Genomic DNA, 17,639 nt, shown 5'->3' on the forward strand with positions numbered 1-17,639 from the left:
GCGAAAATTGGGAAGCAGCCCAACTACCACGCTCATGTATCATGCAGTTGATTTGGAACCGTGGCTTCTAGCAGAGCATACAATCCACGTCTGATTGACTTAACCTCTTTTTCTGAAAGGTCGTTTGGGTACCTCTGCCTCAAAGTAACGCTTTCAAAATACTTCAAATTGTTTCTGACAGTTTGCCGCAGCTTTCTCAGCCGGAAAATGTTCACCTGCGACCTCCCTGCATTCGCCATGTCATTGCAAAAGGCCTTAGCTTCATCATCATTCAGGTACGAGGCGGTAAAATAAACCAAAGAACAAAGTGGAAGGTAAGTACCACTATTCGTTGCCAGTAATTTTGACAAAACGTCACCCGTGTCGGGATTTTCTCCCCAATTATCGACCAGTAAGCGAAACGCAAAAAATCTTTCAGCCCATAGTGACTTTGACAGAACTTTGGCCGAAAGATCGTTGAAGTCGTCGCCGCGAACTTCGTCGGTTCCTTTGCCGCGCATGGAATAGCGCAAGCTTAGAGGGTCCGAAGCTCGGTTATCCCATTTAGCACCCCGAAGGTCTGCATAGTCAAAGTTGAACTGCGAAAGATTTGACCCCGCGAAATCAACACCTGTAAGTCTTGAATGCTGAAAGTCACTTTGGGGACGCAGCCCAGACAATTCGACCAATTCGGAGAAAACATCACTTTCAGCTTCAATGACGTCAGAGAAGGCGGTGCTATGCGAGTCATTCGTCTTCATCAATTGAGACCCCCATGACTGAACGAGCGAGGACGATATCGTCATCGCCGATATTGGCGGGCAACGCGAAATTCGTGACTTGGTTTGCGGAAATGCCTCTTCTGGCCATCGCCTCAATTACCGCAACTTTGTTTCTAGAGGCCGGCAGTCCTCCGGCGGCTGCCTTAATGTCTAAGTCCTGCCGGGTCACCGTGACCGTAATTTGGCATAGGCAGCTAATCCCATGCATTGTCAGCAAACAAAGCGGGCCAATTTCTTTGTCTCCGTCACTTCCGATAAATCGGCCAGACAGTAAGTGAGGTTCAACTGGTTCGACGACAGCCCACTTCCCCTTGGTTCGAGGTATGATCCGGGACACTCTTAATGATGATTTGATGATGTGATCGTGCTCTGCCTTTTTTGAGCGTCGCTTCTTCCAAAACACTGTGGCCATCAAGCGGCCAAGAACGTTGGGTTTCACATTGACTTCAATATGTCCCTCGGCACCTACTTCGGTTTCGATAGCATGTCTAACGCTCTGAGTAACCTCGGCCGTCATTTGCGTATCCAGCGCATGTTCACCAAGCCTCGATCCACGGACTATGTCCGCATCCGTAACTCGCAACTGGATTGTAGCTCTTCTTGCGCGTACACTGAATGAAGTTGTGGGAAAATGAACAATCTCGGAATCGAAATCCAAGTCGATTGACAGCGGAATTGCTTCAGCGATGGTTCCCTGTGGTGGCTTCCACAACTCTAGCTCGCAAAGTGATTGCGAGTTGTCTGTGTTTTCAACGTTTGAATTCAATTCAGGCACAGAAATGCCTCGTAAATATTGGCTTCACGAAAATTCAATCCCCTTAGGGTAGATTAGCTCCACACAACATCACGCAGCATTAGTTTGGTGGCAACGACTATTTCGACAAACCGGCACCTATTTTGCTTTCGCCACTAAAAACGCTTGGACGGGGCAGGAACCTTCAAGCCTACAGCCCGGGGTCATCAGTCATTTCTGCATGAAAACCGGATCGCTCTTGGATCTCACGGCCGATATCTATCGGAAGAACAACAAGAAAAAGGGTTCGTCAGGGACGAGACACGTCCGCTTTTGCAGTGCCACTTCATTCGCCACGCACTTGCAGCGAATGTCGACTTTCCGCCCTCCCTTCCAGAGCGTCACTTCCGGCGATACTGCAACAGCCGCTTCTTCGACCAGTCCGGGATCAGCTGCGCGATCTCATCTGTTGGTCTGATTTTGCTGTAGTAGGCGTCGATCATCTTGCTTGATGTCCCAACGTTGCGACCCAACAGATGGTGCCCAACACCCTCGCGGATTTGCTGGGTAATGTAGAAATGGCGGAAACTGAAACTGTCCCTGAGTTTGCCGTTGCGGGCCTCGCGTAGATCAGCGGCGATCAGAAGCTTTGCCAAACCGATTTTGAAACTGCGAATGCGCTTGCCCTCGTGGTTGAAGAATACGGGATCACTGTCCTCAGGCATCCGACCTGTGGCCACATAGAACAGCGACTTGAGCAGGTTTATGAATGTCAGCGTTTCCGGCATGGCTGCCATCTCACGTTCTTTTCCCTTACCCCGCACCTGCATCACGGTGACGTCGCAGAGTTCGCCGTTTTCCGCGTGGATTTTCCTCGCTTCGATGTCGCCCCAGCTGAGATTGAACAGTTCGGTGGGCCGCATTCCAGTGAACGCCGCAATCATGCAGAAGCAATGCAAGCGCAGCCGATCTTGATACGTTTTCTGGTTCTTGCCCGTTGGATCGTCTTGGGAGAATTCATACTCACGCACGCGATTTTCGGAGACGGATTTCAGATGCATGAACTCCTCCCAAGTGAACCCAGGCCTGCTGCTGTCTTTGCGTCGTTTGTCTTTGGGCGCATGGATCTCAGGGATTTCAATGACGTAGCCACGGCGTTGACCAAACTCGAACAGCTGGCGCAGCAGTAGGCTTTCCTTGTGCAGGGTCGATTTCGATGGATAGCCTTCCTTAACGGGCCGGAAAACCCGCGTTTTCTCTCCTTTGATGATGCGGGTGTATTCGATCAGTGGGTTCTTCGAACCGGGGCCGGTGATCCAGTATTCCTTACGGAAATCCCAGTACTCGTCGATGTCATCGGCTTTCAGCGCACTCATCAGCTTGCCTTTGAAGTGCTCCACAAAGTAGCGGCGGACAATCATCGGATACTGTTTGGCGTGATATTCCGCTTTCTCCCCGCGTTGGACAGCCAGTTCGATGCCCGCGATGAACTCCTCGGCGATTTTCTCAAAGTGCTTTTTGTTCACGGACAACCCCACCTCAGCAAGCGCACATGCTTTGATCCATTTGGATTGTGCGCGGCGTTCCGCCTCAATGGGGTCTGAGGTGCCCAAAGACAGCCGCTGCTGCCCCTGGCCCTTGATTGAGTACTGCACGTAGTAACGCCCACTTGGTGGGCGTTGATAGAGCGTGTAACCTTCTGAAACTGGGTCCATTTTGATCTGCCTGTAGTTGATGTCGCCTTTGGCATAAAGCCAACCCACCAATGGGACGAGTTCAAGAAGAGCTTTTTCCGTGATCCATATGATTGAAACAAATAGGAAAAGAACAGACTTCCCAACTTGGTTGGCACACTGTCATAGACCCAATAAGAAAGCCGCTAGCGCGAACCAGCGGCTTTCATGCGTGTTTATGTGCAGTTAGGACTTTGGTTTGTCTGCGGGCGTCTTTGGCTTACCTTTGGGTTTCACCATCTGCTCCAGCGCATCATCAAGTTCACCAGCCAGAACCGCAGACCGAACCGTCTGCAGAACCTCAACCAAGTTGGTGATCTCACCGATTTCGATGCTGTTTTTGTCCTCCAACAGCGGCAGAGGTTTCGCACCATCCTTCAGCGTAAGCATCCAAGCGCCCGTATGGTGTTGCCACCACCATTTCCTAATGGGCCGTTTTTCCGTCACCTGCTCCCGCTCGCCGTCTTCCCCGCGCACCCATTTGCGAATTTCCTCGAGGAACTCTTCATCGCGAAGTTCAGCTTCAGCAGCTTGGATTTGCAGCTCAAGTTTGCGCAGTAGGTTCAGCCGCTTCTTTGCCACCGGCGAAACCGGCTGTTTTTGAGAAGTGACTGTGAGGGATAGTTTGGACAGATGTTGCATGGCATGGGCCTTCTTATGTGGAACATGCCAGGACCAGTTAACGCCACCTGGATCAGAGAGCGAATGGTTTGTGATTTGGTTCAAGCCGCAATTTCGGCGTCTGTTTCCAGCTCTTGCATCACGTCCACAAAGTTCAGCTCCACGTTAATGCGCTCAATCAGCTTCTCAAGCTGATCATACGCGCGGTTCAGATTGGCGGCATAAGGCTGGCGAAAATGGGGGTTCCCAACAAACGTGCCCATGATGGTCTTGGTCACACTGAGCAGTGTTTCCAACACGCGCCGTGATGGCTGTCGGTTCCGCGTGATCATGCAGGAGTAATAGGAGGGTTTCATCCCCAAGATGCGTCTGGAAAACGCGGTTTGGGATTTGGTGATGTTGTTGCGGCGGTAAAGGTGAAACGCATCCCGTAGGATGTGATCACCAGCATATTCGTTGTATCTCATGGGTTTGTCCTTTTGCTGCTGATATTTATCCAGCAGCAGGCCCTCGCTTGCTTTCCATTTGAGCGACCAACTGCTGCAGGCGCATCCAACGGGTATTGTTGGAACGGCATTCCTGTTGGAATTTTTCCATCAACGCCAGATCGACAGCGCCACCAGCCTCCATACGCTTGATCTCTTTGCTCAAGGCCCGCTGCCGTTTGCGCGTTTCCTGCAAAACCTGCTTGGTTGGTTTGGGGTCTTCCAGCTTTGGTCTGCCACCTTTCTTTGGAGCAGTTCTGCTGATCTGGATTTGCAGCGGCTCAACCCGACATCCTGGAAAATAGGTGGCTAAAGCTTGCGCTGATTTTGCATCGGGCACCAAAACCTTCACCGGCACGTTGGACTTTAAATCCCGCAGACTGCAACGCATCACGGCTTGGTACACATGACTATGGAACAAGGCATCACGGACATCATCGGCATCTCGACACAGGAAGTTCAAAAAACCCAGATGTGCAGGTGTGGGATTCAACGCGGACAAAATACCCACATTGTGAATACCTTGATAATCGTTGAGGCCCCATGGCGCGTTTGGCAACTGTAGGGCTTTCGACGAAAATGCCGTTTTTAGATCCGCCTCCCGATCATTGTTACAAAGATATGCAAAGGGTTCATCACCGAACTGCCGTTGACATACCTGCTGCAAAATCTCGAAATTTTCGACCTCACTGCTATCGAATTCACTGACAGAGCCCGCAAAATATTTGGACCAATCCTGCTCAAACACGTAGCGGATCAATAGCCGATGCCCGCAGCTGTGTTGGGTATATCGCAGCTTCTGCCCAAGTTCAGCGTGGGGCTCAAACTGTACATCCAACCCTGGCCAAATGTTGGCCATCAAAGAGATGTCAAAGCCTGCGCCGATGATGATAACATCTTTGAAACTGTCTTGGATGTCGCCGACAGTTGGGTCTCCAGCGGCGCTTCTGATTGAACCGGTTCCAAAGATACTGGGCTGCAACAGGGCAAACACTTCGAGCTGCCTGCGTTTGGCATCCCCTTCTTGGTTGATCAGCGCCTCGTACTGCTTGGTGAGCACAAAACAACGATACTGTGGATGCACCAGCCGTCGGGCCAATGGGGCCAGCACTTTGTTGACGTCATCTCGGCTGGGGTTTTCAGCGATGTCTGTCAGTGCGGCTTTTCCAGCCCCGTTGAACCCGATTTCCGAATATCTGTCGCTGCTTTGCTGAAGATGAATATGCTGGGTCAGCAGGTGGTGATTTTCCGGCAGGTTCACTTGCATCGAAGGGGTTATATCTGGGATTTCATCGCAGATGATGGTCCATTGATACCGCTTGGGCCAATGCTGCAGGTTCAAGAAAGCGGCTTCGGTGATCATCAATATCTCACCTTGTTGGGGCGATGCGTTTGAAAGATGAGTGTGGATTTGACGGTTCACCGATATGGGCTGGTGAACCCGAAACTTGGCGCTGGAATGAATGACTGTGATGGGCACCTGCAGGTTCAATTGTTCTGCATGAGCACGCGCATCCTCATAGGCCTGCTGGATCAATTCTTTGGATTTGAAGACAATCACCGTTTTGCGTCGATCAATGGCAGCTTCGATGAGCGCCCATCGCAGTGCTTGATATGTTTTGCCGCTGCCTGCGAAGGCATTAACGGTGTAAAAATGAGGTTTTGTTCCCATGGGTTACGTCCATTTTAAGTGTCAAAGCTATTTATGGAGACACCTCTGCGAGGATCGAGACATTTAACTTGTGGGCGAAAAAATGGGGCAATCCAGCTGGATTGCCCCAATGACACTTGAAAACCGGACAATTTGAAAACACCGGAACGAGCTTTTGGGCTCACTTCTATTTATGCGTTTGGACGAACGCTTCTGCGTGAATTTCTGATGATCACTGTGCGGATCAGGTGCAACAGGCCGTCATGCTGGAAGGGTTTTCGCCAAAGGCGCAACATCTTTCTGCTATATTATAAGGTATATTCTTGTTGCACCTACTCGGTGGAAATCCAAGCCAAACACGCGAAGCAAGAGCTCCAAAGCCAAACCCAGCTGTTTGGCAGAAGAGCGTCAGCGATGACTGCAGCAAACAGCGTAGGTTTGGATCACATCTGTGGCGTCAGCGCAGATGTCTCCTTGATCATCAACGCCAATGGGTCAGCCCTATCGGGCGACACCTGCCGTGGGCAGCTGTCTACCAAATCCACAGCAGCCCTTTGCCTCTGGCACATGCCATCGGCAGTAGCTGCATGGATTTTTCGTTTCACCTCTTCATCTTTTGGGATGAGCTTCGCTCCAACAGGTCAAGCCCAACACATGAAGATCAAAGAACCCAATGGAACTGGCGACTTCATTGCGCCCAGTTGCAGCTGGCATGACGGCAGTTGCACCGAAGAACTTGATTAGATCAAGAAAACTGCGTCTGGATATCAATGAAATCAATGCGTTGTGGCCCTTGCCACTCCTGCTAGCACCCAACACTGCTGAACCTGAAATGGCGGGTGTCTTCAGGAAAAAACGAACCAAAACTTTCCTCACGAAAGTTTCTCTGAGTTCTTACACGCTGAGCCTCAAAGCGCGGCCCAATAGATCGCCACGACGAAAACACCCAAACCAACCAAGTATCTCAGCTTGATGGGTTCCTTGCTGAGTAAGTGCCACGCCAACAGGGCAAGTAAAGCGAAGATGAGAGCGATCACCAGCAGCATTGGAAAACCGCCACCGAAAAAAGAGGGCTCGAACTGGTGTCCAAGCCCTCAGTTGAATGCCTGCTGGGGCCCGTGTCACAGAGAGGTAAAACAGCCCAACAAACACATCTGTGCATCAGCGACCGTCACAATCCCCATAGGCGGGATCACCGGTATAGGCGTCACCTTCTTGGGTTTCCCCATTGGTCTCACCACGTTCGCCAACGGCTTGGCCAAACCCATCTGGGCTCACAGCAGGGTCTGGGCTTTTGATTTCCTCACAAACTGTTGCCTCGGCAGTGTCTGCCATCGCAGCAGCACCAAACAACCCAAACAGTGCAACCAAAGCGATCAGTTTCATAAGTATCTCCAACAATAGGGTGAGCTCCATTGGGCGCAAAACATCATGTTTCACGCAGTGAATCGGCTCGTAAATCCGTTATTTCTCACAAGTAACGAAACCACATTACATGGGCAAGTGCTTTACACGGCTTTATAGATCATCATATGAGTAAGCAGTTGAAACAAAACATCGGGTTGCGCGTGAAAGCTGCACGTACCCAACAGGGGCTCACACAGGCTCAACTGGCGGAAGCTATAGACAAAGCGTTCGAGACCATTTCCAATATCGAGCGCGGCAAAACTGCGCCCAACTTTTCCACGCTCTATGACATCGCCAATGTGCTGGGTCTGCCCATGCGGGAGTTCTTCGATGTGGATGAGGAAGACCTAACCGATGCACGGCAACGCTTGCTGATGCAGGTGAATTCAATGATCGCGCAGATGGATGATCGACAGCTGAACTTGCTGTTAAAGCTGGGTAAGGTACTTCAAGAGGACGTCTAGCGGGTTCCAAAAACTTGATTTAATCAAGTTTTCCACCAGCCCATCTTCAATGCACGACCCGCAGGATTGGCGGTGTGTCGTCCAATCGAAGGTAGCTCTGCCAAAGCTTGGTTTTCATGTAGACGCGTTCAGTGAGTTTCCGCCCGTTTTCACGGTTTTCATCAAGCAGACCACAGTAGATCAGCGGCTCCAAAACATGGGTGTGAAACCTACTGGTGCGTGGGTCAAAATCATGGGGCTCGTCTTCCACGCCATAGAAGGTTTCCGTGAGGTGTTTGCCGCTGGCACCGTGGGTGGTTTCGATGTCCAACACGTTGAGCCAGACATCCCAATTCCCAAACACACCATGATGTTCTCGCATCATCAAACGATGTGGATCCTCGAACAGAACGTATTGGGCAAGCCGATGAAACCGTTGGAAGCGATCCGCGAAGAGGGTTTTGCCGGTTTTGCTCAGCAGCAGGTGGCCTTTGAAGCGTCGCACCAGCTTCAAGTTCACGAGATGCTCATGCAGATCACAAAACGGCAAAAAATGCTGCTCATCTGCGACCTTGATCGGCATGTACCCGTTGTAAATCTCAGCTTCAGTCCAATCGGGCCACTGGATTTCAACTATGGCCTCAGCAACCAAGTCCCGCTTGAAAGCCAAGGATTTGGTCAGCGGGATACCTTTGGGATGCGCGTCAAACTTTTCAGCCAAAAAATCCAAAGCCCGAACCACCGGTGATGTAACCAAAACGGGATCGTCACCTTGGATTTCGCAAAACTCAAGCATTAGGGCATCCAAGCTTTACTGCCCAAGTGTGTCAATGGCGATGAAGCCTTCCACAGGCAGCAAGCCAAAATCTCCCGGAAAAGTACTTGTCAGAATTTTCGTTACGAAAGTTTCTGTGAGTTTTTCCAGCAATGATGGGCCGCAAGAACTTGATCAAATCAAGAAATCTACGCGTTTGGATTGCACATTACAGTTCTCGCAGCGGAAATCATCGTAGCAGCTGTGAAGCGTCCATTCCTGTGCATTTTCGTCCCAACACGCATATGCATCCCGCAGGACATCCGCGGAACCACACGAAGTGCAGCGTGGCTTTGGCATCTGATCCGGCTCCACCATCACCATTCCTCTGCCAGCATAACGGTAAGCACACGGCGGGTCTTGCTTAGGTCCGTTGGATCATCCGAGCCCATGGAATAGTCGTTGTCATAGGCGTCAATTTTCCAAAAGCAGGTTTCGCCCAAATATTCGAAGGTGCCAAAGTCGTGCTCCCGATGCGGGTCGTTGTCCTCTGTGAACACATTGAACTCACTGACAATCCGAACGATCTCATCGCCATCCACTTTGTTCCGTTTGAGCACCTCGATGATACCAGCGGTGAAGAACCGCATCCCTGGTACGCTGGGATCACATCGTCGGAACTTGTCGTTCAACTCGGCGATGCGCTGGACTGTTAGTGACACCATATGGACCTCATATCGTTGGGCCCAACTCAGTTATGGCGATGTGGTTCGGAGAGCGACCGAAGAGTGGCTTTTTGTGCTGTTTGACTTTTTCCGGGACAACGGAACAGCGACGGCAAGCGTCAAACCTGCTTTGGCCTACGGCCCAGTCACTGGAACCGACGCCAAATTTGTGTTCGCTATCCTTTTTCTTACCTCTTCGTTCTTGCCGTTCGGAGCAACATGGATCGCGGTGACATCAATGGTACAATAATTGTTTGGCGTACCGATAGGAATGGGCCAGTAGTCAAACCTCCCATCATAGTGTGTCAAATCAGGGCCACCCTCGAATCTCTTCACCAAAAGACGTACTTCATCTTCCAAACTTACAGTCGAAGAAAGGTAAAATGCACCCAACCTTGAAATCCCCCAAGGGGTGAGCTGGGGGTAACCTTGGGCCACAAGAGCTTTATTTATTGTCGCCAGTAAGGTCTTGTCGTTCCCGCTCTCATAATTCATGGGGCGAAGGTCGGCCCACTTAGGGTCTATAGTGAGCTCGAGGCGCACTCCTGTGCCAGAAGCAAAATAGCCCCACATAAGTCTGGGGTCCTTAGCAATTTGGCGAGTCAGAGAGATATAAAATAGGTCTTTAGACATGTCCTTGTACAAGGCTTCGCCGTCATCATCATTAAGGTAACCCGAAAGATTGTGAGCCTTAGCGAAAGCACTTAGTTCACCACCTTCGTCTAGCCTTTTGTTGATGGGGTAGAGGCGCAACTCGCTAGAAGAGGCAATTCCTTCGAGGCTGTCCAAATCGGTATAGTGATACAGTCTAGCCGGAGTGGGTTCTTTGGGGAAAAGGTGATTGAAAATAGCCTCTGAAATGCCCGCTGTTTGCGACGTATGTTCGACTACAACTTTGTCCGATACATGGATTTCATTTCGAATATCATGCAAAGGTAAACCATGTTTCAAAAAAGCTTCCTGGATTATCTTGCTCACAGCGCATCGCTTTTCATAGTCCGTAACAGCTGAGTTACCCACTAAACCTGCCCTTTCTAATTGATCTCGCGTTGGTGCAGCAAATTGAACATGCAACCTTGTTGAACTTGCCAATCTCCGATGTCAGTTGGCATAGCTACATCGCCAGTCTCGGTATTGCGAAATGCAGCAATCCCATAGGTTCCTTGGACCGGACCTTTCAAAGACGATCCCTTCATCACAACGATGGCGTCCGCCCGAGCCACACTTGTTTGTTTCACAGACTGAATATCAAATTCTAGCAATTCGATCAGTTCACCGTCGTTCCTCAATCGTCCCGCTAAATAGCCGTGCTTCATTCCAGTAAGGTTCACCGCTCGTGATGCCATGCGACCATAGTTTTTCGACTGCCATGCTTGCAGGAACTCGAAAAAACTGAACACCGGGCTGTCTTTTTCAAAGTCGTCAACAGAAGGATTCAACCATTCAGTTGGCTGAAATGTTTCCATAGCTGCTTTATCTGCTTGGTGCTTTCGTTGCCTCTCGAAGAACGCGGACCAGGTGTCTGCCTCTTTGCCCTCATGTTTGGCTCTTCTTGCTTCCTCTTCCCGTTTGTCGATTGCCCAATCTACCAATGAGATGAAAAGCATCCATGCCTTCAAGCAAACTTTCCGGTTTGCATATCCCAAAGTGCGACCATGAAGGATTCCGTGGCGAAGCGGATAATCTACTTCGTCATCAGAAGACTTCCGAACGCCTTTCGTCGTCTGTCCTATCAAAGAGGGAAGAGCCGTTTCGTGTCCAACTATTGAGTCGAACAGCGTTAGATCAGCGTCCTTCTCGAATGGGCTGCTTCCCAAAACGTCGGATGCGAAACCATCACAGATTATCAGGATCAAAGGGACGGCGGAATAGTACCTTTCTTCTTCAGTGAGTTGCCAAGCCTCGTTCAGTTGATGCCACCTGTTGGTAGCCTTGTTGAAGCTTTTGCTGCGATTAATTCCAAACAGTCGAATATTGTCAGCCGAAAACCAGTCCATGACTGTCTGTTCAGCTCCTTGCACATCTCCCGCTTCAAACTGTGCTATCGCTTCGCGCATGACGTCAACGGACATCGAATTGGTAGCAACCCAGCCAAGCCTGCCGAACGCAGAGTTAAACCGATCAGGAAGGTCCAGTATATCAGACTGAGTTAACGCTGCTTCTGCCGCATCATTAACTCCACCAACCGCCTCAGTGTCCAAACCGATTTTCTGAAGAAAGCCAGTGATGCCTTTCGCTGCCTTCACCAAGGGAAGCATATCAGACAGTTCTTTGGCTGAAGGATTTTCAGATATTGGAGGGGTTTTCTTACTTGTCATCCGTGCACCATTTTCCGTTGTGTCCGCAAGATATAGAAAGCTTCAGCACCAAACCAAAGACGCAGGTTGCCTTTATTGACGAAACACTGGCACCCAAGCTGGTTCATTTTGACAAATAAATCGTCCCCAAGTCGAAGTCCCGAGAAAGCCATTAATTTCACCAACAATCCCAACAACTTACCCAAGCATCATCACTCCCAAAGCACCATAAGCACGGCAAGGAGCGTTGCTACCGCGCTGTGCTAGAACTGTGCTAGGTGCACGGCGCGGCGCTCACAACGTACTGTGCTAACAGATGATTTTCGCACTGTGCTAACACTGTGATAGGGTATATTGGGGTTTTCAGCGATTTTCGCTGCAATGCAGAAATCCAGCAAGTTACTGTTTTTACTTGATTTAAATGGTGCCCGGGGGCGGAATCGAACCACCGACACGAGGATTTTCAATCCACTGCTCTACCCCTGAGCTACCCAGGCACGGGACACCAAATCTTTGGTGGGGTGTGGGCGTTCTAGGGCGTTGCGCGCGGGGTGTCCAGCGTCTTTTCGCCTTATTCGCCCTCTAATTTTACCCACCTTCTCAATGCGGCTTCTGAACCGCATTCATCGCCGCTTCTGCTGCATCAATTGCGGCTTCCACATCCTCCGGGGCACGCGAAGGAGTGGCGTAGGATCCGTTAAACCACTTGGCAAGATCAAGGTCCGCGCACCGCCCCGAACAGAAGGGACGGTATTTTGGATCCGTCGCAGCCTTGCACATCGGGCAGCTCATGCCAGCGCCTCGCTCAAGGGAACACGCGCCCTTTTGCGTTGCAATTCATAATGGCCAAGCGGGGTCCAGCCAACCAGCGCGGTTTCAACATCATCCCCGCGAAACGCCGCCCTCAGAGCATGTTCAAAGGCGCGACGGTCCTTCTTGGGCATCGGAGCCAGATCAAGGGTAATCTGCCCGCCAAGCCCCCGCACCCGCAGGGCACGTGCCAGCAAACGGGCACAGGCCATGTTGGCTTTGATCCCAGCAGCAAGAGAGGCATCATTGCCGGTATTCACATCCACCGCAATCAGGGCACGGGTCGGTTCGACATACATAGAGGCGCCACCGCCAAGACCAACCAAAGCACCCCGCGCATCCTCCAAGGCGTCCAATACACCCCGGCTTTCAAATCCGCCGGTTTCGGTTACAACTTCGGCAGGGGCAGTCCATTCGCGCCAGGCCAGCACATGTGGGCCATCCCCTTCAATCAGCACGTCCATTTCGGTCGCTGCATCTTCAACAACGGTCGCGGCGAGCGTCAGCATGGCAGTGATGTCGTCTGCGATCTCTTCCGCCTCTGCACCCACGCAAGATGAACGCAGGATCAAACCATCGGCCGTGCCCTCCATCGCGTCATGGGCGATTTCCAACAGGCGGTCACGTTCCTCTTCGTCCTTGATGCTGCGCGAAATGTTCAGCCCCGGCGCATCCGGCGTGACAATGGCATAGCGGCTTTTGAAAAGCACTTTGGCGGTAACCGGAATCGCCTTGCCCGGCTCGGCAAAACCCGTGACCTGCACGAGAATCGGCTGACCCGGTGCCAAGCCCTTAATCTGGCGCAGGAACGCAGATCCGTCAGGGGTTTTCAGGAACATCCCACCCTGCCCTTTGACCGGCCGGTCCGCAATCGCGCGGTAAACGGTGCCGGGGCGTGGCGCATCGCTGTCGACCAGCAGGTCGTCAAGTTTACCATCCACCATCAAAGCGGCGACTTCTACCTCGCCCAGATGATCCAGAATAATCGTGCGACCCTTCATTCAGGTGCCTCCAGTTAGGGGGTATCCCGCTGCAATCAGCAGGTTTGCAGTTTCCGCAAGCGGCAATCCAACGATGGCAGTAAAAGACCCGCTGATCCATGGAATCAACGCCCCCGCAGGTCCTTGAATACCATAGCCGCCGGCCTTGCCCTGCCAGTCACCGGTCGCGAGATAGGATTTGATTTCAGCGTCAGAAAGGGATTTCATCTTGACGACAGATTGCACGTCCCGTTCCCAGATCTTTGGCCCGCGTTTGACCGCAACCGCCGTGATCACCTTGTGACGTCGCCCGGACATCAGGCGCAGGAAGGCTTCGGCTTCAGCCGCATCCGCGGGTTTGCCCAGAATGCGACGGCCCACGGCCACCGTAGTATCTGCACAGAGCACGATGTCATCCGCATCCGCCGCAACCGCTGCCACCTTTTCGCGCGCCATACGCCCGCAATAAGGGCGCGGCAGCTCTGCTTTTAAAGGGTCTTCGTCAATGTCGGGTGCGCGCACAGCATCCGGCACCACGCCCATCTGGGCGAGGAGTTCCAAACGGCGCGGGGAGCCTGATCCCAAAATGAACTGCATGGTTGCACACGATGCGCAAAGCCCGCGCAGCCCTATAAGGTTACTTAAAGCGGTAGTTGATCCGGCCTTTGGTCAGATCGTATGGGGTCATTTCGACCTGTACTTTATCGCCAGCCAGAACACGGATGCGGTTCTTGCGCATCTTACCTGCCGTATGCGCGATGATCTCATGGCCGTTTTCCAGCTCGACCCGAAACGTCGCGTTAGGCAAGAGTTCCTTCACAACACCGGGAAATTCGAGCGTATCTTCCTTGGCCATGGTCTCTCCTAAATGATTCACCCCAATGTCGGGGCCACGCGACTAAATGAGCGCTTCTGCACCGTTTTTCAAGGGGTTTAGCGCCTTTGAAAGGGTTTGAATCACTTAAACTGGCCTGAAATCAAGTATTTCAACGCATTAAGCAGTTTTGTTTCATCCGCTTTGCGTAAATTTGATGCGTTTAGCGCAGCCTGACCCCTGCTGCTGGCGCCTCCCGTCCGATTTGGTGGTCCCAGTGTTTGCGGTTCAACACGATGCCATCGCGGCGCACCTCAGCCACCTGTGCCAGATCAACTTCAGCAAAGGTCCAGACTGGATCGTTCAACACGCCCGCCGCAAGCACACCAGTATCTGGAAATCCGCGATCCGGCGGGCAATAGATCCCCCCGGCCCCAAAGGAATTGCCAAGCGCCTCTGACCAATCCGCCGCCCCAACGACAGATGACATCGCAGTGATGCACTGGTTCTCCAAAGCCCGCGCCATGGACCCGATGCGCACCCGCCAATAACCGGCCAGGGTTTCGGTGACACTGGGCACACAGATCACATCACAATCGGTCAGCGCCCGGCCCAATAGCGGAAACTCGCTGTCATAACAGATCAGGATGCCTATCTTGCCCAGAGTGGTATCAAACATCTGTAACGGGTTGCCCGGCACCACATCCCAGACTTCTTCCTCAAACCGGGTCATAATCTGTTTGTCCTGCACACCAATCTGCCCCGTGGGGGTGATCAGCCGTGCGCGGTTGACCGGGCGTGTTTCTGTGGCAGCAGGTGCGGAGGCCGCGACGATATGCACGTCGTATTCCGCCGCCAGCCTTACATGCACAGCATCTGCATCCGCCAGCCTGTCCGATACGGCAAACATCGATTTTTCCAAATCACCCGCCACATCCATGCCGTCCAAGGTCGCAAGCTCCATCGCACCATATTCGGGGAACACCAGCAGCTCTGCCCCCTGCCCTGCGGCCTGTCCGACCCATTTGGCCAGCTTGTCTTCGTATTGGGCCCAAGACGTGAGTATATCAAGCGGATAGGCGGCGGTTGCGATCTTCATATTCGGCTCTCCTGCAATGGCGCGACACTGCGGGGGTTTTACGACAATCGCAAGCCGCCTTGACCCGCGCTGTGGTTCGTTTCACACAGATCAGACGGCCTCACCGCGATCCAATCAAAGGACCCCAGTTATGCGCAAAATCGTGATCCTGACCGGCGCAGGCATTTCCGCCGAAAGCGGTATCGAAACCTTTCGCGCCGAAGACGGTTTGTGGGCGCAACACCGGGTCGAGGACGTGGCCACGCCCGAAGGGTTCATGCGCGATCCCGAACTGGTGGTAAATTTCTACAACGCCCGCCGGGCACAGGCCGCAGAGGTTACCCCAAACGCCGCCCATCGCGCGCTTGCCCAGCTTGAGGCAGAACATGACGGCGAGGTTGTAGTGATCACGCAGAACGTCGATGACCTGCACGAGCGTGGCGGGACACAGACCCTTTATCACATGCATGGACACCTCAAGGGCGCGCTTTGTGCGTCATGTGATCACCGCTGGCCTGCGCCGATGGTCATGGCCGCCGGTGACGCCTGCCCCTCCTGCAACGCCCCTGCTGCGCGGCCTGATATCGTTTGGTTTGGGGAAATGCCCTATGACATGGATGTACTGGTGGGTCACATCGCGCAGGCAGATATCTTTGTCGCCATAGGCACATCGGGCAATGTCTATCCCGCCGCCGGATTTGTGGCCGAGGCCCGCCATGCCGGTGCCCATACCATTGAATTCAATCTGGAACCTTCTGCGGTGGGCAATCAGTTTGCCGAACACCGCATCGGCCCGGCCTCGCAAACCGTCACAGAATGGGTCGCGGAAATCCTTGCAAAGTGAGGGCGGGCGAAACGCCCACCCTCTTTGATCTAATAGCATTTCGCGAAGAACTTTAGTCACCTAAAGCTGCCTGAACTCAGAGATTTCAACGCGCTGAGCGATGCTCTGTGTCTCAGGTTTTCGTCGAAATGTATTAGTTGCTGTGATCGTGCTTCATCGCACCGTGATCTGCCTTGCGTTCATGATCCACTGGGATCAGAACCTCGACCTCGCCTGCCTTTTCAAATGTCAGGGTCACCGCAACTTCCTGATCCTGCTCCAATGGTCCTGTCAGTCCCATAAACATGATATGATCACCACCACGTTTGAGCATGTGCATGCCGCCCGCCGGGACAACAATGCCGCCCTCGATCTCGACCATTTGCATCACACCGTTGCCGGCGTCTTTGTGGGTATGCAGCTCCACCCGTTTGGCCACATCACTGGAAGCTGCGACCAATCGGTCGTCAGCATCGCCAGCATTCTTCAGCATCAAAAATGCTGCGCCGGTTTTGGATGTCGGAGTAGAGCTGCGCGCATAGGCGTCTTCAATGGTGATATCACCCGCAAAAAGAGCCGTGGCGCTGAGGATAGAGGCGGCAATGCCAGCCGCGAAAACTGTCGAGAATTTCATCTGATTGTCCTTGATTATCTGAATTTGGAAGAGAAGTTCAGACACTCAAAGGAGGCGCGCGCACGGGGGGCCCAAGCCGCGCATCTGCGGCCAAGACCTGCATGGCGGCCAATGTCGGCAATTCAACGGGAACATAGCGCGTTGGCGCTTTGACAACCACGCGCAAGGGGGCAAATACGACCCCTGCCATACAATCAGGGCAGAGATGCGGGGCCGTTGTCGGCTCTCCCCCGGCATCGGTATAGACTGTCATCGTGCCAGAACCGGTACAGATCACCATCTGCCCTGTTGCAGCAGCAGCCCCACGTGCCGCCGCCATCGACTGGGACGTCAGGGCCAGCAGGAAGGCCAGCAGGAAAGAAAGGATCACACGAGTCATATGCCCGATTTACCCAATGGCCCGCAAAGATACGATAGACAAAACGACGCAACCCCGGACATCAAATGTCCGGGGTTGCAAATAACTTGGCATGTCAGGCGCAGCTTAGGTCAGCGCGTCTGCCTCTGCGGAGGACTTGCCGATCGCTTTCTTGATCTTCAACGCGTTGGCGGACAGATCTGTGTCTTTTGCCTTGGCCAGGAACTTGTCCAGACCGCCACGGTGATCAACAGAACGCAGGGCATGTGCCGAGATACGCAGCTTGAACGAACGACCCAGTGCTTCGGACTGCAAGGTTGTCTGGTTCAGGTTCGGCAAAAAGCGGCGACGCGTCTTGTTGTTCGCGTGGCTTACGTTGTTGCCCGTCATCGGGCCTTTTCCGGTCAATTCGCAAACGCGCGACATGGGTTCATCCTTTTGTTTTAGTGGTGTGGCACCCTTTTTGGACGCAACACATAAAAGGGGCCGCGGGGCGACCCTGAAACTTGTTTCTGGGCTTTAGTGGGAATCG

General features: G+C 52.7%; 23 protein-coding genes, 1 tRNA gene and 1 pseudogene. 3 read left to right on the top strand and 22 right to left on the bottom strand.

Annotated features, from left to right (window positions below; genetic code table 11):
• Window positions 1–32: 32 nt before the first annotated feature.
• The 6 genes from QQL78_RS11120 to QQL78_RS11145 form a co-directional block, all read right to left on the bottom strand.
• Window positions 33–740, bottom strand: coding sequence for a pentapeptide repeat-containing protein (locus QQL78_RS11120; RefSeq protein WP_284373413.1), 708 nt, complete (start codon window positions 738–740; stop codon window positions 33–35).
• Window positions 727–1,536 carry a hypothetical protein gene (locus QQL78_RS11125; RefSeq protein WP_284373415.1) on the bottom strand — a complete coding sequence of 270 codons (810 nt, stop codon included), beginning with the start codon at window positions 1,534–1,536 and terminating at the stop codon, window positions 727–729. Before QQL78_RS11125 ends, QQL78_RS11120 begins: the two co-directional genes overlap by 14 nt.
• Before the next feature lie 359 nt (window positions 1,537–1,895).
• Window positions 1,896–3,209, bottom strand: a complete 1,314-nt coding sequence (locus QQL78_RS11130) for a tyrosine-type recombinase/integrase (RefSeq protein WP_284373418.1) — start codon at window positions 3,207–3,209, stop codon at window positions 1,896–1,898.
• A gap of 204 nt (window positions 3,210–3,413) precedes the next feature.
• Window positions 3,414–3,869, bottom strand: a complete 456-nt coding sequence (locus QQL78_RS11135) for a DUF6641 family protein (RefSeq protein ID WP_284373420.1) — start codon at window positions 3,867–3,869, stop codon at window positions 3,414–3,416.
• Between the two features lie 80 nt (window positions 3,870–3,949).
• Window positions 3,950–4,315, bottom strand: coding sequence for a DUF6626 family protein (locus tag QQL78_RS11140; RefSeq protein WP_284373422.1), 366 nt, complete (start codon window positions 4,313–4,315; stop codon window positions 3,950–3,952).
• A 25-nt stretch (window positions 4,316–4,340) separates the two neighbouring features.
• Window positions 4,341–6,005 (bottom strand): DEAD/DEAH box helicase family protein, encoded by a 1,665-nt coding sequence (locus tag QQL78_RS11145; protein WP_284373423.1) that lies wholly within the window; start codon window positions 6,003–6,005, stop codon window positions 4,341–4,343.
• A gap of 393 nt (window positions 6,006–6,398) precedes the next feature.
• Between QQL78_RS11145 and QQL78_RS11150 the strand changes: the two genes are divergently transcribed.
• Window positions 6,399–6,728 carry a hypothetical protein gene (locus QQL78_RS11150; RefSeq protein WP_284373425.1) on the top strand — a complete coding sequence of 110 codons (330 nt, stop codon included), beginning with the start codon at window positions 6,399–6,401 and terminating at the stop codon, window positions 6,726–6,728.
• 164 nt (window positions 6,729–6,892) lie between these two features.
• Here the strand turns inward: QQL78_RS11150 and QQL78_RS11155 are convergent, their stop codons facing one another.
• Window positions 6,893–7,030 carry a hypothetical protein gene (locus QQL78_RS11155; protein ID WP_284373426.1) on the bottom strand — a complete coding sequence of 46 codons (138 nt, stop codon included), beginning with the start codon at window positions 7,028–7,030 and terminating at the stop codon, window positions 6,893–6,895.
• 115 nt (window positions 7,031–7,145) lie between these two features.
• Window positions 7,146–7,370, bottom strand: coding sequence for a hypothetical protein (locus tag QQL78_RS11160; RefSeq protein WP_284373428.1), 225 nt, complete (start codon window positions 7,368–7,370; stop codon window positions 7,146–7,148).
• A gap of 146 nt (window positions 7,371–7,516) precedes the next feature.
• Between QQL78_RS11160 and QQL78_RS11165 the strand changes: the two genes are divergently transcribed.
• Entirely contained in the window at window positions 7,517–7,855 is a 339-nt protein-coding gene (locus tag QQL78_RS11165) for a helix-turn-helix domain-containing protein (protein WP_284373430.1), read from the top strand.
• 46 nt (window positions 7,856–7,901) lie between these two features.
• On the opposite strand, the gene QQL78_RS11170 is transcribed toward QQL78_RS11165, so the two are convergent.
• From QQL78_RS11170 to QQL78_RS11220, 11 genes and pseudogenes are all read right to left on the bottom strand, one after another.
• Window positions 7,902–8,219, bottom strand: coding sequence for a hypothetical protein (locus tag QQL78_RS11170; protein ID WP_284373432.1), 318 nt, complete (start codon window positions 8,217–8,219; stop codon window positions 7,902–7,904).
• Between the two features lie 117 nt (window positions 8,220–8,336).
• Window positions 8,337–8,630 (bottom strand): annotated as a pseudogene (locus QQL78_RS21735) (hypothetical protein); the annotation flags it as partial.
• A gap of 335 nt (window positions 8,631–8,965) precedes the next feature.
• Complete coding sequence (locus QQL78_RS11180) at window positions 8,966–9,313, bottom strand: DUF3768 domain-containing protein (protein ID WP_284373436.1); 348 nt, start codon at window positions 9,311–9,313, stop codon at window positions 8,966–8,968.
• Window positions 9,314–9,448: 135 nt separating this feature from the next.
• Complete coding sequence (locus QQL78_RS11185; protein ID WP_284373438.1) at window positions 9,449–10,291, bottom strand: hypothetical protein; 843 nt, start codon at window positions 10,289–10,291, stop codon at window positions 9,449–9,451.
• 56 nt (window positions 10,292–10,347) lie between these two features.
• Entirely contained in the window at window positions 10,348–11,631 is a 1,284-nt protein-coding gene (locus QQL78_RS11190) for a hypothetical protein (protein ID WP_284373440.1), read from the bottom strand.
• A 401-nt stretch (window positions 11,632–12,032) separates the two neighbouring features.
• Window positions 12,033–12,107 (bottom strand) — tRNA-Phe (locus QQL78_RS11195).
• A gap of 103 nt (window positions 12,108–12,210) precedes the next feature.
• A complete protein-coding gene (locus QQL78_RS11200) occupies window positions 12,211–12,402 on the bottom strand; it encodes a DNA gyrase inhibitor YacG (protein ID WP_284373442.1) in 192 nt (63 codons plus the stop codon).
• A complete protein-coding gene (locus QQL78_RS11205; RefSeq protein WP_284373443.1) occupies window positions 12,399–13,421 on the bottom strand; it encodes a ribonuclease E/G in 1,023 nt (340 codons plus the stop codon). The genes QQL78_RS11200 and QQL78_RS11205 overlap by 4 nt, the downstream gene beginning before the upstream one ends.
• Window positions 13,422–13,997, bottom strand: coding sequence for a Maf family protein (locus QQL78_RS11210; RefSeq protein WP_284373445.1), 576 nt, complete (start codon window positions 13,995–13,997; stop codon window positions 13,422–13,424).
• Window positions 13,998–14,037: 40 nt separating this feature from the next.
• Window positions 14,038–14,256, bottom strand: a complete 219-nt coding sequence (gene infA, locus QQL78_RS11215) for a translation initiation factor IF-1 (protein WP_005978431.1) — start codon at window positions 14,254–14,256, stop codon at window positions 14,038–14,040.
• A 181-nt stretch (window positions 14,257–14,437) separates the two neighbouring features.
• Window positions 14,438–15,313, bottom strand: coding sequence for a carbon-nitrogen hydrolase family protein (locus QQL78_RS11220; RefSeq protein WP_284373448.1), 876 nt, complete (start codon window positions 15,311–15,313; stop codon window positions 14,438–14,440).
• A gap of 130 nt (window positions 15,314–15,443) precedes the next feature.
• Between QQL78_RS11220 and QQL78_RS11225 the strand changes: the two genes are divergently transcribed.
• The gene (locus QQL78_RS11225; protein ID WP_284373450.1) at window positions 15,444–16,136 is read left to right on the top strand and encodes an NAD-dependent deacylase; all 693 of its coding nucleotides are present in this window, start codon (window positions 15,444–15,446) and stop codon (window positions 16,134–16,136) included.
• A 133-nt stretch (window positions 16,137–16,269) separates the two neighbouring features.
• Here the strand turns inward: QQL78_RS11225 and QQL78_RS11230 are convergent, their stop codons facing one another.
• The 3 genes from QQL78_RS11230 to rpmB all read right to left on the bottom strand — a co-directional run bounded on the left by QQL78_RS11230 (window position 16,270) and on the right by rpmB (window position 17,533).
• Entirely contained in the window at window positions 16,270–16,749 is a 480-nt protein-coding gene (locus QQL78_RS11230; RefSeq protein ID WP_284373452.1) for a copper chaperone PCu(A)C, read from the bottom strand.
• Between the two features lie 37 nt (window positions 16,750–16,786).
• Window positions 16,787–17,128 (bottom strand): DUF2946 family protein, encoded by a 342-nt coding sequence (locus QQL78_RS11235; protein WP_284373453.1) that lies wholly within the window; start codon window positions 17,126–17,128, stop codon window positions 16,787–16,789.
• 105 nt (window positions 17,129–17,233) lie between these two features.
• Window positions 17,234–17,533: a 50S ribosomal protein L28 gene (gene rpmB, locus QQL78_RS11240; protein ID WP_284373455.1), complete on the bottom strand. Its 300-nt coding sequence runs from the start codon at window positions 17,531–17,533 to the stop codon at window positions 17,234–17,236.
• Window positions 17,534–17,639 lie beyond the last annotated feature (106 nt).

Origin of the sequence: Sulfitobacter pacificus (genome assembly GCF_030159975.1) — a bacterium.
GTDB classification, from domain to species: Bacteria; Pseudomonadota; Alphaproteobacteria; order Rhodobacterales; family Rhodobacteraceae; genus Sulfitobacter; species Sulfitobacter pacificus.

What these genes read in the sequence shown, in the direction of transcription:
- QQL78_RS11120 (WP_284373413.1), bottom strand. Translation starts at nt 740, where the DNA reads ATGAAGACGAATGACTCGCATAGCACCGCCTTCTCTGACGTCATTGAA.
- QQL78_RS11130 (WP_284373418.1), bottom strand. Translation starts at nt 3,209, where the DNA reads ATGGACCCAGTTTCAGAAGGTTACACGCTCTATCAACGCCCACCAAGT.
- QQL78_RS11135 (WP_284373420.1), bottom strand. Translation starts at nt 3,869, where the DNA reads ATGCAACATCTGTCCAAACTATCCCTCACAGTCACTTCTCAAAAACAG.
- QQL78_RS11140 (WP_284373422.1), bottom strand. Translation starts at nt 4,315, where the DNA reads ATGAGATACAACGAATATGCTGGTGATCACATCCTACGGGATGCGTTT.
- QQL78_RS11145 (WP_284373423.1), bottom strand. Translation starts at nt 6,005, where the DNA reads ATGGGAACAAAACCTCATTTTTACACCGTTAATGCCTTCGCAGGCAGC.
- QQL78_RS11150 (WP_284373425.1), top strand. Translation starts at nt 6,399, where the DNA reads ATGACTGCAGCAAACAGCGTAGGTTTGGATCACATCTGTGGCGTCAGC.
- QQL78_RS11155 (WP_284373426.1), bottom strand. Translation starts at nt 7,030, where the DNA reads ATGCTGCTGGTGATCGCTCTCATCTTCGCTTTACTTGCCCTGTTGGCG.
- QQL78_RS11160 (WP_284373428.1), bottom strand. Translation starts at nt 7,370, where the DNA reads ATGAAACTGATCGCTTTGGTTGCACTGTTTGGGTTGTTTGGTGCTGCT.
- QQL78_RS11165 (WP_284373430.1), top strand. Translation starts at nt 7,517, where the DNA reads ATGAGTAAGCAGTTGAAACAAAACATCGGGTTGCGCGTGAAAGCTGCA.
- QQL78_RS11170 (WP_284373432.1), bottom strand. Translation starts at nt 8,219, where the DNA reads ATGATGCGAGAACATCATGGTGTGTTTGGGAATTGGGATGTCTGGCTC.
- QQL78_RS11180 (WP_284373436.1), bottom strand. Translation starts at nt 9,313, where the DNA reads ATGGTGTCACTAACAGTCCAGCGCATCGCCGAGTTGAACGACAAGTTC.
- QQL78_RS11190 (WP_284373440.1), bottom strand. Translation starts at nt 11,631, where the DNA reads ATGACAAGTAAGAAAACCCCTCCAATATCTGAAAATCCTTCAGCCAAA.
- QQL78_RS11200 (WP_284373442.1), bottom strand. Translation starts at nt 12,402, where the DNA reads ATGAGCTGCCCGATGTGCAAGGCTGCGACGGATCCAAAATACCGTCCC.
- QQL78_RS11205 (WP_284373443.1), bottom strand. Translation starts at nt 13,421, where the DNA reads ATGAAGGGTCGCACGATTATTCTGGATCATCTGGGCGAGGTAGAAGTC.
- QQL78_RS11210 (WP_284373445.1), bottom strand. Translation starts at nt 13,997, where the DNA reads ATGCAGTTCATTTTGGGATCAGGCTCCCCGCGCCGTTTGGAACTCCTC.
- infA (WP_005978431.1), bottom strand. Translation starts at nt 14,256, where the DNA reads ATGGCCAAGGAAGATACGCTCGAATTTCCCGGTGTTGTGAAGGAACTC.
- QQL78_RS11220 (WP_284373448.1), bottom strand. Translation starts at nt 15,313, where the DNA reads ATGAAGATCGCAACCGCCGCCTATCCGCTTGATATACTCACGTCTTGG.
- QQL78_RS11225 (WP_284373450.1), top strand. Translation starts at nt 15,444, where the DNA reads ATGCGCAAAATCGTGATCCTGACCGGCGCAGGCATTTCCGCCGAAAGC.
- QQL78_RS11230 (WP_284373452.1), bottom strand. Translation starts at nt 16,749, where the DNA reads ATGAAATTCTCGACAGTTTTCGCGGCTGGCATTGCCGCCTCTATCCTC.
- QQL78_RS11235 (WP_284373453.1), bottom strand. Translation starts at nt 17,128, where the DNA reads ATGACTCGTGTGATCCTTTCTTTCCTGCTGGCCTTCCTGCTGGCCCTG.
- rpmB (WP_284373455.1), bottom strand. Translation starts at nt 17,533, where the DNA reads ATGTCGCGCGTTTGCGAATTGACCGGAAAAGGCCCGATGACGGGCAAC.